General features: G+C 69.1%; 20 protein-coding genes. 12 read left to right on the forward strand and 8 right to left on the reverse strand.

The window, feature by feature from the left end; genetic code table 11:
• The first annotated feature begins 94 nt into the window (after positions 1–94).
• The 11 genes from ACJ512_RS05050 to rplO all read left to right on the forward strand — a co-directional run bounded on the left by ACJ512_RS05050 (position 95) and on the right by rplO (position 5,494).
• Positions 95–844 carry a GAF and ANTAR domain-containing protein gene (locus ACJ512_RS05050; RefSeq protein WP_407688447.1) on the forward strand — a complete coding sequence of 250 codons (750 nt, stop codon included), beginning with the start codon at positions 95–97 and terminating at the stop codon, positions 842–844.
• A gap of 332 nt (positions 845–1,176) precedes the next feature.
• Complete coding sequence (gene rplN, locus ACJ512_RS05055; RefSeq protein WP_003403649.1) at positions 1,177–1,545, forward strand: 50S ribosomal protein L14; 369 nt, start codon at positions 1,177–1,179, stop codon at positions 1,543–1,545.
• Positions 1,546–1,863 carry a 50S ribosomal protein L24 gene (gene rplX, locus ACJ512_RS05060; protein ID WP_407688448.1) on the forward strand — a complete coding sequence of 106 codons (318 nt, stop codon included), beginning with the start codon at positions 1,546–1,548 and terminating at the stop codon, positions 1,861–1,863.
• The gene (gene rplE / locus ACJ512_RS05065; RefSeq protein WP_407688449.1) at positions 1,863–2,426 is read left to right on the forward strand and encodes a 50S ribosomal protein L5; all 564 of its coding nucleotides are present in this window, start codon (positions 1,863–1,865) and stop codon (positions 2,424–2,426) included. Before rplX ends, rplE begins: the two co-directional genes overlap by 1 nt.
• Before the next feature lie 2 nt (positions 2,427–2,428).
• The gene (locus ACJ512_RS05070; RefSeq protein WP_407688450.1) at positions 2,429–2,614 is read left to right on the forward strand and encodes a type Z 30S ribosomal protein S14; all 186 of its coding nucleotides are present in this window, start codon (positions 2,429–2,431) and stop codon (positions 2,612–2,614) included.
• A gap of 156 nt (positions 2,615–2,770) precedes the next feature.
• The gene (rpsH, locus tag ACJ512_RS05075; protein ID WP_407688451.1) at positions 2,771–3,169 is read left to right on the forward strand and encodes a 30S ribosomal protein S8; all 399 of its coding nucleotides are present in this window, start codon (positions 2,771–2,773) and stop codon (positions 3,167–3,169) included.
• Between the two features lie 23 nt (positions 3,170–3,192).
• A complete protein-coding gene (gene rplF, locus ACJ512_RS05080; RefSeq protein WP_407688452.1) occupies positions 3,193–3,732 on the forward strand; it encodes a 50S ribosomal protein L6 in 540 nt (179 codons plus the stop codon).
• A gap of 2 nt (positions 3,733–3,734) precedes the next feature.
• The gene (gene rplR / locus ACJ512_RS05085; protein ID WP_407688453.1) at positions 3,735–4,142 is read left to right on the forward strand and encodes a 50S ribosomal protein L18; all 408 of its coding nucleotides are present in this window, start codon (positions 3,735–3,737) and stop codon (positions 4,140–4,142) included.
• Positions 4,143–4,182: 40 nt separating this feature from the next.
• Entirely contained in the window at positions 4,183–4,857 is a 675-nt protein-coding gene (rpsE, locus tag ACJ512_RS05090) for a 30S ribosomal protein S5 (protein ID WP_407688454.1), read from the forward strand.
• Positions 4,858–4,859: 2 nt separating this feature from the next.
• Positions 4,860–5,057, forward strand: coding sequence for a 50S ribosomal protein L30 (rpmD, locus tag ACJ512_RS05095; RefSeq protein ID WP_407688455.1), 198 nt, complete (start codon positions 4,860–4,862; stop codon positions 5,055–5,057).
• Entirely contained in the window at positions 5,054–5,494 is a 441-nt protein-coding gene (gene rplO / locus ACJ512_RS05100; RefSeq protein WP_407688456.1) for a 50S ribosomal protein L15, read from the forward strand. The genes rpmD and rplO overlap by 4 nt, the downstream gene beginning before the upstream one ends.
• A gap of 91 nt (positions 5,495–5,585) precedes the next feature.
• Here rplO and ACJ512_RS05105 read toward each other — a convergent pair whose 3' ends face one another.
• Positions 5,586–6,512, reverse strand: a complete 927-nt coding sequence (locus ACJ512_RS05105; RefSeq protein ID WP_407688457.1) for an LLM class flavin-dependent oxidoreductase — start codon at positions 6,510–6,512, stop codon at positions 5,586–5,588.
• Positions 6,513–6,552: 40 nt separating this feature from the next.
• On the opposite strand from ACJ512_RS05105, the gene sppA reads away from it, so the two are divergent.
• Positions 6,553–8,340 carry a signal peptide peptidase SppA gene (gene sppA, locus ACJ512_RS05110; RefSeq protein WP_407688458.1) on the forward strand — a complete coding sequence of 596 codons (1,788 nt, stop codon included), beginning with the start codon at positions 6,553–6,555 and terminating at the stop codon, positions 8,338–8,340.
• Here the strand turns inward: sppA and ACJ512_RS05115 are convergent.
• The 7 genes from ACJ512_RS05115 to ACJ512_RS05145 form a co-directional block, all read right to left on the reverse strand.
• Positions 8,337–9,251, reverse strand: coding sequence for a class I SAM-dependent methyltransferase (locus ACJ512_RS05115; protein WP_407688459.1), 915 nt, complete (start codon positions 9,249–9,251; stop codon positions 8,337–8,339). The genes sppA and ACJ512_RS05115 overlap by 4 nt on opposite strands.
• 9 nt (positions 9,252–9,260) lie before the next feature.
• Positions 9,261–10,172 carry a class I SAM-dependent methyltransferase gene (locus ACJ512_RS05120; protein WP_407688460.1) on the reverse strand — a complete coding sequence of 304 codons (912 nt, stop codon included), beginning with the start codon at positions 10,170–10,172 and terminating at the stop codon, positions 9,261–9,263.
• A 12-nt stretch (positions 10,173–10,184) separates the two neighbouring features.
• On the reverse strand, positions 10,185–11,141 hold the full coding sequence (locus ACJ512_RS05125; RefSeq protein WP_407688461.1) for a class I SAM-dependent methyltransferase: 957 nt from the start codon (positions 11,139–11,141) through the stop codon (positions 10,185–10,187).
• A gap of 109 nt (positions 11,142–11,250) precedes the next feature.
• The gene (locus ACJ512_RS05130) at positions 11,251–11,511 is read right to left on the reverse strand and encodes a hypothetical protein (RefSeq protein WP_461479982.1); all 261 of its coding nucleotides are present in this window, start codon (positions 11,509–11,511) and stop codon (positions 11,251–11,253) included.
• Positions 11,508–12,395: an MBL fold metallo-hydrolase gene (locus tag ACJ512_RS05135; RefSeq protein WP_407688462.1), complete on the reverse strand. Its 888-nt coding sequence runs from the start codon at positions 12,393–12,395 to the stop codon at positions 11,508–11,510. The genes ACJ512_RS05130 and ACJ512_RS05135 overlap by 4 nt, the downstream gene beginning before the upstream one ends.
• On the reverse strand, positions 12,392–13,045 hold the full coding sequence (locus ACJ512_RS05140) for an L-fuculose-phosphate aldolase (RefSeq protein WP_407688463.1): 654 nt from the start codon (positions 13,043–13,045) through the stop codon (positions 12,392–12,394). Before ACJ512_RS05140 ends, ACJ512_RS05135 begins: the two co-directional genes overlap by 4 nt.
• The gene (locus ACJ512_RS05145) at positions 13,042–14,022 is read right to left on the reverse strand and encodes an NAD(P)-dependent oxidoreductase (protein WP_407688464.1); all 981 of its coding nucleotides are present in this window, start codon (positions 14,020–14,022) and stop codon (positions 13,042–13,044) included. The genes ACJ512_RS05140 and ACJ512_RS05145 overlap by 4 nt, the downstream gene beginning before the upstream one ends.
• Between the last annotated feature and the right edge of the window lie 25 nt (positions 14,023–14,047).

Here is a 14,047-nt window from a genome sequence, read left to right on the forward strand (position 1 = left end):
TCACTAGTCGCTTAAGGTCCCGACGGCCTTTCGGTCATCCTTCTCTTCGGCCCGCTCCGCATCACGCGACTGCGAGAGGATGCCATCCACCCTCATGGACGACCATGACTATGCCCAGGTACTCCGCGACACCATGGAGGAGCTCACCGCGCAATTCGCCCACCCCACCGATATCGGTGCGACTTTGCACAGCGTGACGGCGAGCTGCGTCGAGTTGATCGACGGCGCGGACAGCGGCGACGTAATGCTGATTTCCGGGGGCGAGCGTTTCCGGTCGGTGGCCGCGACCTCGCAACTTGCCGTCGACATCGACCGCTTGCAGGAGCGGTTCGGCGAAGGACCTTGCCTGGACGCCGCCGCCGGTGCCCCGATGGTCGTCTGCAACGGCCTTCGTCAAGAGCCGCGGTGGCCGCGCTTCGCCGAGGCGGCTGTCGGCGCCGGCGTCAACAGCGCATTGTCGTTCCAGCTCTTCACCAACAAGAAGCGCATGGGGGCGTTGAACCTTTTCGGCACCAAACCGAAAGCGTTCACCTTGGAATCGCGGGCGGTGGGTGCCATGTTCGCGACGCACGCAGCCGTCGCGCTCATTGCCGAGGACGAGCGACTGCAATTTCGGTCCGCCCTGGCAAGCAGGGATATCATCGGCCAGGCCAAGGGCATGATCATGGAACGGTTCCATGTCGACGCCGTACGGGCTTTCGAACTCCTGACCAAACTCTCGCAGGACTCCAACACCAAACTCGCCGATATCGCCGACGAGCTGGTCTCGCACGGACCGGAACCCACGTCGGGCACGTCGCGCGCTCCCGCTGCTCGCCGTACCACCCTGCGAGAAACCACCTGAACAAGTTCCTGCTCCACCACGTCGCAGGTGCGGGCGAAAGCGCAGGCTGCGAGGCAACCGGCAGGTGGTCACAGCTGCGCCCCGCCTGCACCGGCGACGACCCAACCGCCATTTCGGGACGAATTTGGCTCTGAGCTGGCCTTCGCCTAGACTCTAGGGGTTGCCGTGGGCAGACCTCGGCCGGCATGTGACCAGCAACCAGCTTTGCAGCCGGCCCCGCGTGCCCTTCGGTGACGCAGACCGCGCACGTCAGGGTGTGGTGAGCAGCGTTTTTCGGGGCTCACCGAGTGCCCTCTCCTGCCGTGCACACGTAAACCAGGTCAGGAGATCGAGTGATTCAGCAGGAATCGCGACTCAAGGTCGCCGACAACACCGGCGCCAAGGAGATCTTGTGCATCCGGGTGCTCGGTGGTTCGTCGCGACGCTACGCCGGCATCGGGGATGTCATCGTGGCCACCGTCAAGGACGCCATCCCCGGTGGCAACGTCAAGCGTGGCGACGTGGTCAAGGCCGTCGTGGTGCGCACCGTCAAGGAGCGCAGGCGTCCCGACGGCAGCTACATCAAGTTCGACGAGAACGCGGCCGTCATCATCAAGCCGGACAACGACCCGCGTGGGACGCGCATCTTCGGCCCGGTCGGGCGCGAACTGCGCGAGAAGCGCTTCATGAAGATCATCTCGCTGGCTCCGGAGGTGTTGTAGATGAAGGTCCGCAAGGGCGACACCGTGCTGGTGATCGCGGGCAAGGACAAAGGGGCCAAGGGCAAAGTCCTGCAGGCCTACCCCGAGCGCAACCGGGTGCTGGTCGAGGGCGTGAACCGGATCAAGAAGCACACCGCGGTTTCGACCAACCAGCGCGGGGCGCGCTCGGGCGGGATCGTCACCCAGGAGGCTTCGATCCATGTCTCCAACGTGATGGTGGTCGACTCCGACGGCAAGCCCACCCGGGTCGGCTACCGGGCGGACGAGGAGACAGGCAAGCGAGTCCGTATCTCCAAGCGCAACGGCAAGGACATTTGATGACAACTGCGGAAAGAGTCATGCCGCGGCTGAAAGAGCGCTACCGCAACGAAATTCGGGATGCGCTGCACAAGCAGTTCGGCTACGGCAACGTCATGCAGATCCCCACCGTCACCAAGGTCGTCGTCAACATGGGCGTCGGCGAGGCGGCCCGGGATGCCAAGCTGATCAACGGCGCGGTCAACGACCTGGCCCTGATCACCGGGCAGAAGCCCGAGATTCGCAAGGCGCGCAAGTCCATCGCGCAGTTCAAACTGCGCGAGGGGATGCCGATCGGTGTCCGGGTCACCCTGCGCGGAGACCGCATGTGGGAGTTCCTCGACCGGCTCACCTCGATCGCGCTGCCACGCATCCGTGACTTCCGCGGCCTGTCGCCCAAGCAGTTCGACGGCGTCGGCAACTACACCTTCGGGCTGGCCGAGCAGTCGGTGTTCCACGAGATCGACGTGGACAAGATCGACCGGGTCCGCGGCATGGACATCAACGTCGTCACCTCGGCGACGACCGACGACGAGGGGCGGGCGCTGTTGCGGGCCCTCGGCTTTCCGTTCAAGGAGAACTGACTATGGCTAAGAAGGCACTGGTTAACAAGGCGGCGCGCAAGCCACGGTTCGCCGTTCGCGCCTACACCCGCTGCAACAAGTGCGGGCGCCCGCGTGCGGTCTACCGCAAGTTCGGGCTGTGCAGGATCTGCCTGCGCGAGATGGCGCACGCCGGCGAACTGCCCGGCGTGCAGAAGAGCAGTTGGTAACGAGCCCACCCAGGATTTGACGACCCCAAGAACAGGTTGCGCGGCAGGCCCCATGCGAAGTTTTCGGCCGGGAACCACCGCGAGGAAGGTGTCAGACGCTGTCATGACCGCGACTACGACGATGCAGAGCGCCGCGATGAACAGGAGCGCGCGCAAATGACGATGACGGACCCGATCGCAGACTTCTTGACGCGTCTGCGCAACGCCAACTCGGCGTACCACGACGAGGTGAGCCTGCCGCACTCGAAGATCAAGGCCAACATCGCCGAGATCCTCAAGACCGAGGGCTACATCAGCGACTACCGGACCGAGGACGCCCGGGTGGGCAAGTCCCTGGTGGTCCAGCTGAAGTACGGGCCCAGCAGGGAGCGCAGCATCGCGGGGTTGCGACGGGTGTCCAAGCCGGGACTGCGGGTGTATGCGAAGTCCACCAACCTGCCGCGGGTGCTCGGCGGCCTGGGCGTGGCGATCATCTCGACCTCCTCGGGTCTGCTCACCGACCGTCAGGCGGCCAGGCAGGGCGTGGGCGGCGAAGTCCTCGCGTACGTGTGGTAGTGGGAGAGGCAGCGTAAACACAGATGTCGCGTATTGGTAAACGGCCGATTCCGGTTCCTTCCGGGGTCGACGTAACGATCGATGGACAGAAGGTCTCGGTCAAGGGCCCCAAGGGCGTCCTGGACCTGACGGTCGCCGAGCCGATCACCGTGGAGCGCAGCGAGGACGGCGCGATCGTGGTCAACCGTCCCGACGACGAGCGACGCAACCGCTCGCTGCACGGGCTGTCCCGCACGCTGGTGTCCAACCTGGTCACCGGCGTCACCCAGGGTTACACCACCAAGATGGAGATCTTCGGGGTCGGTTACCGGGTGCAGCTCAAGGGTTCCAATCTGGAGTTCGCGCTGGGATACAGCCACCCGGTCGTGATCGAGGCCCCCGAGGGCATCACGTTCGCGGTCGAGTCGCCGACGAAGTTCTCGGTCTCGGGGATCGACAAGCAAAAGGTCGGCCAGATCTCGGCGAACATCCGCCGCCTGCGCCGCCCCGACCCGTACAAGGGCAAGGGCGTGCGCTACGAGGGTGAGCAGATCCGCCGTAAGGTCGGAAAGACAGGTAAGTAGTCATGGCGCAATCACAGACTGACGCCGCCGCGCGAAAGCCGGTGGGGCAGAACATCTCCGGGGCCCGGCGGGTATCCCGGCTGCGCAGGCACGCGCGGCTGCGCAAGAAGGTCTCGGGCACCCCGCAACGTCCGCGGCTGGTGGTGAACCGGTCCGCGCGGCACATCCACGTGCAACTGGTCAACGACGAGAACGGCACCACGTTGGCGGCCGCGTCGTCGACCGAGGCCGACGTGCGCGGGCTGCAGGGAGACAAGAAAGCCCGTAGCGTGCGGGTGGGCCAGTTGATCGCGGAGCGCGCCAAGGCCGCCGGCATCGACAGCGTGGTGTTCGACCGCGGCGGATACTCCTACGGCGGACGGATCGCGGCCCTGGCCGATGCCGCTCGCGAGAACGGATTGCGATTCTGATGAACGACATCAGCCTGGTGACAACTGGAAGGACCGCATAATGGCGGAGCAGTCGGCCGGCGGGCAGGACAGCCGCGACAGCCGCGACTCGCGTGGTGACCGCGACAGCCGGGGTCGCCGCGACGGAGGTGGCCGCGGCGGTCGTGATCGGGACCGCGACGGCGACAAGAGCAACTACCTGGAGCGCGTCGTCGCCATCAACCGTGTCTCCAAGGTGGTCAAGGGTGGGCGGCGCTTCAGCTTCACCGCCCTGGTCATCGTGGGCGACGGCAACGGCATGGTCGGCGTCGGCTACGGCAAGGCCAAAGAGGTCCCCGCCGCGATCGCCAAGGGTGTCGAGGAAGCCCGCAAGGGGTTCTTCCGGGTGCCGCTGATCGGCGGCACCATCACCCATCCCGTGCAGGGCGAGGCCGCCGCCGGCGTGGTGATGTTGCGCCCCGCCAGCCCCGGTACCGGTGTGATCGCCGGCGGTGCGGCGCGCGCGGTGCTGGAATGCGCCGGGGTGCACGACATCCTGGCCAAGTCGTTGGGCAGCGACAACGCGATCAACGTGGTGCATGCCACGGTCGCCGCCCTCAAGCTGCTGCAGCGTCCCGAGGAGGTGGCGGCCCGGCGCGGGTTGCCGATCGAGGACGTCGCCCCGGCCGGCATGCTGCGGGCGCGACGGGAAAGCGACGCGCTGGCCGCGGCGGCCGCACGTGAAGGAAACGCATAACCATGGCAGATCTCAAGATCACCCAGGTACGCAGCACGATCGGTGCGCGCTGGAAGCAGCGCGAGAGCCTGCGCACGCTGGGTCTGCGGCGGATTCGCCACTCGGTGATCCGTGAAGACAACCCACAGACCCGCGGGCTGATCGCGGTGGTCAGCCATCTGGTCGAGGTGGAGTCGGCGCCCGAAGGGACAACACAGTGACCATCAAGCTGCACGACCTGCGCCCCGCGCCCGGGTCGAAGACCGCCCGGACCCGCGTCGGCCGCGGGGAGGGTTCCAAGGGCAAGTCGGCGGGCCGTGGCACCAAGGGCACCAAGGCCCGCAAGCAGGTGCCGGTGACCTTCGAGGGCGGGCAGATGCCGATCCACATGCGGCTGCCCAAGCTCAAGGGATTCAAGAACCGGTTCCGCACCGAGTACGAGATCGTCAACGTCGGCGACATCGGCCGGCTGTTCCCGCAGGGTGGATCCATCGGCGTGGACGACCTGGTGGCCAAGGGCGCGGTACGCAAGAACTCGTTGGTCAAGGTGCTCGGCGACGGCGAGTTGATCGTCAAGGTCGACGTGTCCGCGCACAAGTTCAGCGGCAGCGCGCGCGAGAAGATCAGCGCCGCGGGCGGCTCGGCCACCGAGCTCTAGACCGCGCAAGCAGTCCCCCGCAAGCGGGAGGTGCCCCAGCAAAAGCCCCCAAAACCATTGGTTTCGGGGGCTTTTGCGTCTGCTCGTGCCACTAGGTGAGCTGCGGGAGCACCTCCGCGGCAAGGCGTTCCATCTGCTCGCGGTTCTCCGGGACATCGGTGCCGACGGGGTTGAGCAGCAGCGTCTGGGCTCCGGCGTCGATCACCTCGCGTAGCCCGCGGGCGACGTCGCCGGGCGTTCCCGACACCGGCACCGCATCGATGCCGGGCATCTTGCCGTATATCCGCCGCAACCCGGCGAGCACCCGCTCGCGGGCCCGCGCCGCGTCGTCGTCGACCATCAGGTAGACCCGCTTGCCGATCGTGAAGCGCGCCGGATCCTTGCGCTGCTCGTCGAGCTCGCGGCGCACCACTTCGACGGCCCCGGCGAACGCTTCGGTGGTCGACGACCCGGCGCCCAGGAACGCGTCACCGTGGCGCACCGCCCTGGCCAGGGCCTTGGGCGCCAGCCCGCCGAACCAGATCGGCGGGTGCGGCCGCTGCACCGGCTTGGGCGCGACGGGCAGGTCGTCGACGTCGCGGAACCTGCCGTGGAACGTCACCCGCGGCTCGTCGGACCAGGCCGCCTTCATCAGCTCCAGTCCCTCGGTGAAGTAGGAGATGTACGTCGACTTGTCCACGCCGAACGCGGCGAAGCGCCGCGAGCCCCCGCCGGTGCCCACGCCGACGTCCAGCCGTCCGTGGCTGAGCCGGTCCACGGCGGTCGCGGCCGAGGCCAGCTGGAGCGGGTCGTGCAGGGACGTCACCAGCACGGCGACGCCCAGCCGCAGCCGTTCGGTGTTCGCCGCGCACCACGCCAGCAGTTCCAGGGGCGCCAGCAGCGGCGCCGCCCCGATGATCTGCTCGAGAACCCAGCCCGCCTCGAACCCGAGTTCCTCGGCGCGCGCGAGGTAGGAGCGCAGCCCTGCGGCGTCGAAGCCGTCGTAGTCGAATTGGGGGATGGCGATCGAGAACCTCACCCCCTCACCGTACGGGGGGCGATCGGTACGCTGGACGGATATGTTTGCGTTCCTGCCCTCGATTCCCGGTGTTCCCGATCTCGGGAAAGACGTCCGTGCCCTGGCCGGCCGGCTCGACACCGCCCGCCACCACGGCGTGCCCAACGGTTGCGTGCTCGAGCTGGACCTGCGCGCGGTGCCGCCCGAGACGGCGGGCTTCGACCCGCTGGCGATCATCAGCGGCGGCGGCCGGCCGATGGCGCTGCGCGACACGGTGGCCGCGATCCACCGCGCCGCCGAGGATCCGCGGGTCGCGGGGATGATCGCCCGCGTGCAGCTCGCGGCGTCCCCGGCGGCGGTGGTCCAGGAGCTGCGCGAGGCGATCGCGGCCTTCAGCGCGGCCAAGCCGTCGCTGGCCTGGGCCGAGACCTATCCCGGCACGCTGTCGTACTATCTGGCCTCGGCGTTCCGTGAGGTCTGGATGCAACCGTCGGGAACCGTCGGGCTGACCGGCTTCGCGACCAACGCGCTGTTTTTGCGCGACGCGTTGCACAAGGCCGGTGTGGAGGCGCAGTTCGTCACCCGCGGCGAATACAAGTCGGCGCCGAACCTGTTCACCGAGAACGGCTTCACCGACGCCCACCGCGAGGCCGTCACCCGGATGCTGGAAAGCCTGCAGGACCAGGTGTGGCAGGCGGTCGCCCAGTCGCGCACCATCGACCCGCAGTCGCTCGACGCGCTGGCCGACCGGGCCCCGCTGCTGCGTGACGACGCCGTGTCCTCCGGCCTGGTCGACCGGATCGGGTTCCGCGACGAAGCCTACGCTCGGGTGGCGGAAATGCTTGGCGTCGAGGATGTTTCGGACGACAATGAACCGCCCCGGCTGTACCTGGCGCGCTACGCCGCCGCCGCGCGGGCGCGGCTGGCCCCGCCCTTGCCGTCGGTCCCGGGCCGCAAGCCCAAGCCGGCGGTGGCCGTGGTGACCCTCGACGGCCCGATCGTCAACGGGCGCGGGGGACCGCAGTTTCTGCCGTTCGGTAACTCCTCGGTGGGCGGCGACACCATCGCCGCGGCGCTGCGCGCGGCCGCCGCCGACGACGCGGTGGCCGCGATCGTCGTGCGGATCGACAGCCCCGGGGGGTCGGTCAGCGCGTCGGAAACCATTTGGCGCGAGGTGAAAAGGGCGCGCGAACGCGGCAAGCCGGTGGTGGCGTCGATGGGCGCGGTCGCCGCCTCCGGCGGCTACTACGCGGCGATGGGGGCCGACGCGATCGTGGCCAATGCGGGCACGATCACCGGCTCGATCGGGGTGCTCAGCGGAAAGCTCGTGGTCCGTGACCTCAAGCAGCGGCTGGGTGTCGGTTCGGACACCGTGCGCACCAACGCCAATGCCGACGCCTGGTCGGCCGACGCGCCCTTCACCCCGGAGCAGCAGGCGCATCGCGAGGCGGAGGTGGACTTGTTCTACGCCGACTTCGTCGAGCGCGCCGCCGCGGGACGCAACTTGAGCATCGAGGCGGTGGACGCCGTTGCCCGGGGCCGGGTTTGGACCGGCGCCGACGCCCTCGAGCGTGGGCTGGTCGACGAACTCGGCGGGCTGCGGGCCGCGGTGCGCCGGGCCAAGGTGCTGGCCGGGCTCGACGAGGACACCGACGTGCGCCTGGTCGGCTATCCGAGCCATTCGCTGCTGGACCTGTTGCGGCCGCGGGCCTCGTCGCTGCCCGCCGCCGCGTCGTTCCCCGACGCGCTGGGCGCGCTGGCGGGCCGCGTGGTCGCCGGGGTGCTGGACAACCTCGAGCAGACGCTGAACGGCGCGAGCGCGCTGTGGCTGGGGGAGTCGCGCCTCTAGCCGGCGAAAGTGCCGCTGATGAAGATGATCTCGCCGAGCGGGTCGTCATCCTCCGCTGCGGGCACGTCCATGCCGTGGCGTTGGAAAAGTTCCGTGCGGGTCACCCCCTCGACGTTCCAGCCCCTTGAGCGCAGGTAGTCCACGACGTGGTTGCGTTCGCCGGCGTAGACCAGCGACGCCATGTCGATGTCGACGCCGTGCTCCCGGAACGGACTGGACATCTCCCGCACCCGCTCGGCATCGAAATCCACGATGCCGGGCACGAATTCGGTGCCAATCGTGCTGCCCGGCGCGCTGAGCGCGGTGACGTCGTCGAACAACCGGTCCTGGGCGTCCGGCGGCAGGTAGATCAACAGCCCCTCGGCCAGCCACGCCGTCGGCGCCGCCGTGTCCAGTCCCGCCGCGGTCAGCGCGGTGGGCCAGTCGGCGCGCAGATCGATGGGGATGGTGCGCCGAACCGCGGAGGGCTGGGCGCCGATGGCGGACAGGGCGTTCGACTTGAAGTCGATCACCTCGGGCTGGTCGATCTCGTAGACCAGCGTGCCTGACGGCCACGGCAACCGATAGGCGCGCGCGTCCAGCCCGGACGCGAGGATGACCGCCTGACGGACCCCCGAAGCGGTAGCCGCGGCGAAGTAGTCGTCGAAATACCTGGTGCGCAAAGCCATTCCGTCGACCATCGCCTGCATGCGCACCGGTGAGGCGTTCTCGAACGCCGCCGGGTCGAGCTCGCCGTCCAGCAGCTTGGTGAAGAAATCGACCCCGACGGCGCGCACCAGTGGCTCGGCGAACGGGTCGTCGATCAGGTGCCGCGGGTCCCGGGTCGCCATGGCGCGCCCGGCCGCGACCATCGTCGCGGTCACGCCCACACTAGAGGCCAGGTCCCAGCTGTCGTCGTGAGCGCGTGCCATGGGATGACCCTACTTCAAGGTCGCGGCGACGTAATTCAGGTCGCCGAAGGCGGCCGTCAGCTCCTCGGGAAACTCGAAACCGTTCTGCGCATACAGGTCCCTGACCGCATGGGCAGCCACCTGCCACCCGTGGCCGCTCAGGTAGTCGACCACGACGCTGCGCTCACCCTGGTAGAACAGGTTGGCCGCGTCGAGGTCGAAACCGGCGCGCTGCCACCGCTCCGTGATCCGCTGCAACCGCTCGTCGGTGAAGGCGTTGGGATCGGGCACGTGCTCGGTGGCCAGCCGGCTGCCCGGCGCGCTGAGGGCGGTGATGTGGTCGAACAACCGGTCCTGGGCTTCGGGCGGCAGGTAGGGCAGCAGGCCCTCGGCGCTCCACGCGGTCGGCCGGCCGACGTCGAAACCGCCGCGCCGCAACGCCTCCGGCCAGTCGTCGCGCAGATCGATGCCGATGGCGCGGCGCTCGGCGGTCGGGGTGGCGCCGAGGCCGGCCAGGGTCTCCGTCTTGAAAGCGATCACCCGTGGCTGGTCCACCTCGTAGACCACCGTGCCGGCGGGCCAGCGCAGCCGGTAGGCGCGGGTGTCGAGGCCGGAGGCCAGGATCACCGCCTGCCGGACGCCGTCTTCGGCGGCGCCGGTGAAGAAGTCGTCGAAAAACCTTGTCCGGACCGTCATCTGCTCGACCCGCGCTCTGCGGTTGAGTAGCGGGTCGTCGTCGAAGTCGAGTTCTCCTTCGATGATGCGGATGAACGGATCCAACCCCACCGCGCGCACCAGGGGGTCGGCCAGCGGGTCGTCGAGCAGCGCGTCGGGCCCCTGGGAGGCCAGGGCGCGGGAGGCCGCGACCATGGTGGCGGTCGCGCCGACGCTGGACGCGAGATCCCAGCTGTCGCCCTCGGTACGTCCGGGATTCGTGGTCATCGGCTTACGCTCCTATTTCTTCTCGAGGGTGCCGCTGGTGTAGAGCATCTCGCCCATGCGCATGTCGTCGTCCTGCAGGGGCGGGAGCCCGTTGGCCACGAACAGCTCCCGGATGCTGACGCTGTCCAACCGCCACCCGCGATCGGCGAGGTAGGGGGCTGCCTCGTTGCGGTCGCCGAAGTAGACCAGCCCCGCCATGTCGAGGTCGAAGCCGTGCGCGCGCCAGCGCTCGGAGATGGCCCGCATGCGTTCCTTCATCTTGTCCTCGTCACCGGGCTCGGGATTGGGCGCGCTTTCGGTGGCCAGCCGGCTGCCCGGTGCGCTGAGCTCGGTGATGGTGTCCAGCAGCCGGTCCTGCGCCTCCGGCGGCAGATAGCCCAGCAGGCCCTCGGCGCTCCACGCGGTCGGCTGCGCGGTGTCGAACCCGGCGGTGCGCAGCGCGGTGGGCCAGTCGTCGCGCAGGTCCACGGCCACCACGCGCCGGTCTGCCGTGGGCGCGGCGCCCAAATCGGCCAGTGTGCGGGACTTGAACTCGATCACCTGCGGCTGGTCGACCTCGTAGACGACCGTTCCGGCGGGCCAGCGCAGCCGGTAGGCCCGGGCGTCGAGCCCGGAGGCCAGGATCACGACCTGCCTGATGCCCGCCCCGGTCGCCGTCAGGAAGAACTCGTCGAAGAACTTGGTGCGCACGGCCATGTTGTCGGCCATGCGTGACATGGCCCCGGCGGAGCCGGTGGCGCCGTCATGCACGTCGTTGAGCTCGCCCGGGTCCAGTTCACCGCTCGCCAGGCGGGCGAGCAGGTCCACGCCCACCGCCCGCACGAGCGGCTCGGCGAACGGGTCGTCGATCAGCGGGTTGTCGGCGCGGGTGGCCATCGCGCGGGCGGCCGCGACCATGGTCGCGGTCGCTCCGACGCTGGATGCCAGGTCCCAGGTGTCCCCCTCGTACCGGGAGCCGGTGGAAGTCATAGTCGTACCCCTAAGTAGTTAGTCCAACTCGGCTAATAATTAGCCCGTTTAACAGCTTCCTCCACTGTACGCCGTCGCCCGATCGCGGCAACCTCGCTCGACACCGGTCTCAGGCCGGTCGCGTGGCACGGTAGTAATTGAGCCCTCCCACCACGCGCTGCCGATGCGTGGCGATCAAAGTGCGGTCGAACCCCGCCGCCCGCAGCGGCCGGGGGACCGCGTCGCCGAGCTTGCCGGCCGCATGATGGTTGTGCCTCATCAGAGGCGCGGCCAGGCCGTCGCGGACGGTGATGTCGACCCGGTGCAGTCTGCCGCCCGGGCGCAGGACACGGAAAACCTGGCGTTTCCGACGAATCCTGTAGCGGATCAAAGAGATTCGATGTCGAGCCAGCGGTCGACGTCGAAGCCGTCGACCACCGAGCGGATCGTGGCGCCGCCGCGGCCGGGATAGTGCGCGGGTATCACCACTGCTCCCGCCCGGGCGGCCTCGGTGAATATGCGGTGGCGGGTGGCGGCGGCGGCCGGGGCGTCCACGTCGAAGGCGCAGGCGTCGGCGGGCCGGCGCAGCTGCAGCGGGCTGTGGGTGAGGTCGCCGACGAAAACCGCCGGCCGGCCCGCGTCGAGCCAGAGCACCGAGGAACCCGGCGTGTGTCCGGGGGCGGCCCGCAGGTGCAGCGACGGGCTGATCCGGTAATCGTCGGACCACAAGACGAGCTGTCCGGCGTCGTCGACCGGCAGCACGCTGTCGGCGAACACGAGTTGGTCAACGGGCTGCCGGCCCGCGGGTCCGTCGGGGGCGAAATGGCGGTAATCGGCGGCCGGCAACAGATACCGCGCGTTGGGAAACGTCGGCACCCAAATGTCGTTGGCCAGCACGGTGTTCCACCCGACGTGGTCGGAATGGATGTGGGTGTTGACCACCACGTCCACCGCGTCGCGGTCTACCCCCGTCGCCTCCAGCGCGGCAAGGAACCCGGTGTTGAGGTGATCCAGCGGCGGCAGGTGCGGGCGCTGGCGGTCATTGCCGACACCGGTGTCCACGATGACCGTCAGCCCGTCGACGTCGATGACCCAGCTCTGGACCGCGATGTGCCACTGATCGGTGTCGGGGTCGAAGAAGTCCGGCACCAGCAGGTCGGCGTTGTCCCGCCATCCCGACGGCGGTGTCTGGGGAAAACAGCGGGCGCCCAACGAGAATCGGATCTCGACGATGCGCGCGACTCCTGCGCGGCCGAGCCGGAATCGGTGCGTCACGCGTTGGCACGCAGATAGCCGTAGACGGCGGCGAAGTTGCCGTTCACATCGTCGGGAATGGGCACTGCGCCGCCCAGGGCCCTTGCACCCCAGACGATCTGGGCGGTGCGTTCCACCAGCGCGGTGACGTGCAGCACCTTGTCGGGTCGCGGGCCGACGGCCACCAGGCCGTGGTTGGCGATCAGGGCGGCCGCGCGCCCGTCGAGAGCCTGGACGGCGTTGAGGCCGACGTCGGGCGTGCCCGAGGCGGCGTACTCGGCGCACCGGACGTCGCCGCCGCAGTACACGGCGAACTCGTCGATGCAGGCCGGAATGGGCTGGCGCGCAACGGCGAACATCGTCGCCCACACAGGGTGGCTGTGGATGACGCTGCCGACGTCGTCGAACGCCCGGTAGCAGGACAGGTGCAGCTGCATCTCCGACGACGGGAACCGGCCTTCCGCGGCCTGCAGTACGGCGCCGTCGGGGTCGACGAGCACCACGTCGTCGAGCCGCATGTCGCGATAGTCCACCGACGACGGCGTGATGACGATGTTGCCGTCGGCGCACCGGGCGGAGATGTTGCCGGCGGTGCCCTCGACCAGGCCGCGGCGCAGCATGTCCTTGGCCGCGTCCAGGACCGCGGTTTCGGGGTTGTCGACATACCTCACGAGCCCAGCACCTCCGGGTTGACGATATGGGCGGGGGTGTTCCCCGACAACAGCGCTTCCAGGTCATCGGCCACCATCTGCGCCTGCCGCGCCTCGGTATCCCAGGTGGCACCCCCGATGTGCGGGGTCAGGACGACGTTGGGCAGGCCCGCCAGCGGGTGGTCCGTCGGCAGCCATTCGCCGGCGAAGTGGTCCAGCCCCGCGGCGGCCACCTTGCCGGTGTGCAGCGCCTCGACCAGCGCGTCGGTGTCGTGCAGCTGCGCCCGGGCGGTGTTGAGGAACACCACGCCGTCGCGCATGGCCGCGAACTGCGCCGCGCCGATCATCCCGGCGGTTTCGTCGCTGACCGGCGTGTGCAGGGACACCACGTCGGCCTCGGCCAGCAGCTCGTCGAGCCCGTACTCGGCCTCGTCGCTGTAGGGGTCGTGGGCGATGACCCGCAGGCCCAGGCCGGACAGCCGCCAGCGCACCGCCCGGCCGACCGCGCCCAGGCCCACCAGCCCGGCGGTGCGCCCCGCGATCTCCCAGGACCGGAAGCGCTGGTACGGGATGCTCCCGTCGCGAAAGATGTTGCCGCTCCGGACGTCGGCGTCCGCGGGCAGCAGGTGGCGGGTGACGGCCAGCAGCAGGGCCACGGTCATCTCGGCGACCGCGTCGGCGTTGCGCCCCGGGGTGTTCAGCACCGGGATACCGGCCGCGGTGGCCCCGGGGACGTCGACGTTGTTGGGGTCACCCCGGGTGGACGCGATCGCACGCAATCCGAGGTCGAACACCGGCCCGCGCACCGAGTCGCTTTCCACCACAACCACATCGGCGTCTTCGCCGGCGATCCGCTCGGCCAGCTGCTCGGCGCTGTAGATACGCAGGGGCCGCTGCTCTATCCACGGGTCGTAGATGACCTCGGCCAGCTCCCGGAGCTTGGCGAACCCCGGCCCGCGCAGCGGGGCCGTCACCAGGGCGCGTGGTTTGGACGTCACGAGAGCCAATGCTGGCGTACGGTGA

Origin of the sequence: Mycobacterium cajalii, assembly GCF_045809005.2 — a bacterium.
Classification (GTDB): domain Bacteria; phylum Actinomycetota; class Actinomycetes; order Mycobacteriales; family Mycobacteriaceae; genus Mycobacterium.

Bases quoted from the DNA above. Each gene is read 5' to 3' on its own strand.
- ACJ512_RS05050 (WP_407688447.1), top strand. From the start codon at position 95: ATGGACGACCATGACTATGCCCAGGTACTCCGCGACACCATGGAGGAG.
- rplX (WP_407688448.1), top strand. From the start codon at position 1,546: ATGAAGGTCCGCAAGGGCGACACCGTGCTGGTGATCGCGGGCAAGGAC.
- rplE (WP_407688449.1), top strand. From the start codon at position 1,863: ATGACAACTGCGGAAAGAGTCATGCCGCGGCTGAAAGAGCGCTACCGC.
- ACJ512_RS05070 (WP_407688450.1), top strand. From the start codon at position 2,429: ATGGCTAAGAAGGCACTGGTTAACAAGGCGGCGCGCAAGCCACGGTTC.
- rpsH (WP_407688451.1), top strand. From the start codon at position 2,771: ATGACGATGACGGACCCGATCGCAGACTTCTTGACGCGTCTGCGCAAC.
- rplF (WP_407688452.1), top strand. From the start codon at position 3,193: ATGTCGCGTATTGGTAAACGGCCGATTCCGGTTCCTTCCGGGGTCGAC.
- rplR (WP_407688453.1), top strand. From the start codon at position 3,735: ATGGCGCAATCACAGACTGACGCCGCCGCGCGAAAGCCGGTGGGGCAG.
- rpsE (WP_407688454.1), top strand. From the start codon at position 4,183: ATGGCGGAGCAGTCGGCCGGCGGGCAGGACAGCCGCGACAGCCGCGAC.
- rpmD (WP_407688455.1), top strand. From the start codon at position 4,860: ATGGCAGATCTCAAGATCACCCAGGTACGCAGCACGATCGGTGCGCGC.
- sppA (WP_407688458.1), top strand. From the start codon at position 6,553: ATGTTTGCGTTCCTGCCCTCGATTCCCGGTGTTCCCGATCTCGGGAAA.
- ACJ512_RS05115 (WP_407688459.1), bottom strand. From the start codon at position 9,251: ATGGCACGCGCTCACGACGACAGCTGGGACCTGGCCTCTAGTGTGGGC.
- ACJ512_RS05120 (WP_407688460.1), bottom strand. From the start codon at position 10,172: ATGACCACGAATCCCGGACGTACCGAGGGCGACAGCTGGGATCTCGCG.
- ACJ512_RS05125 (WP_407688461.1), bottom strand. From the start codon at position 11,141: ATGACTTCCACCGGCTCCCGGTACGAGGGGGACACCTGGGACCTGGCA.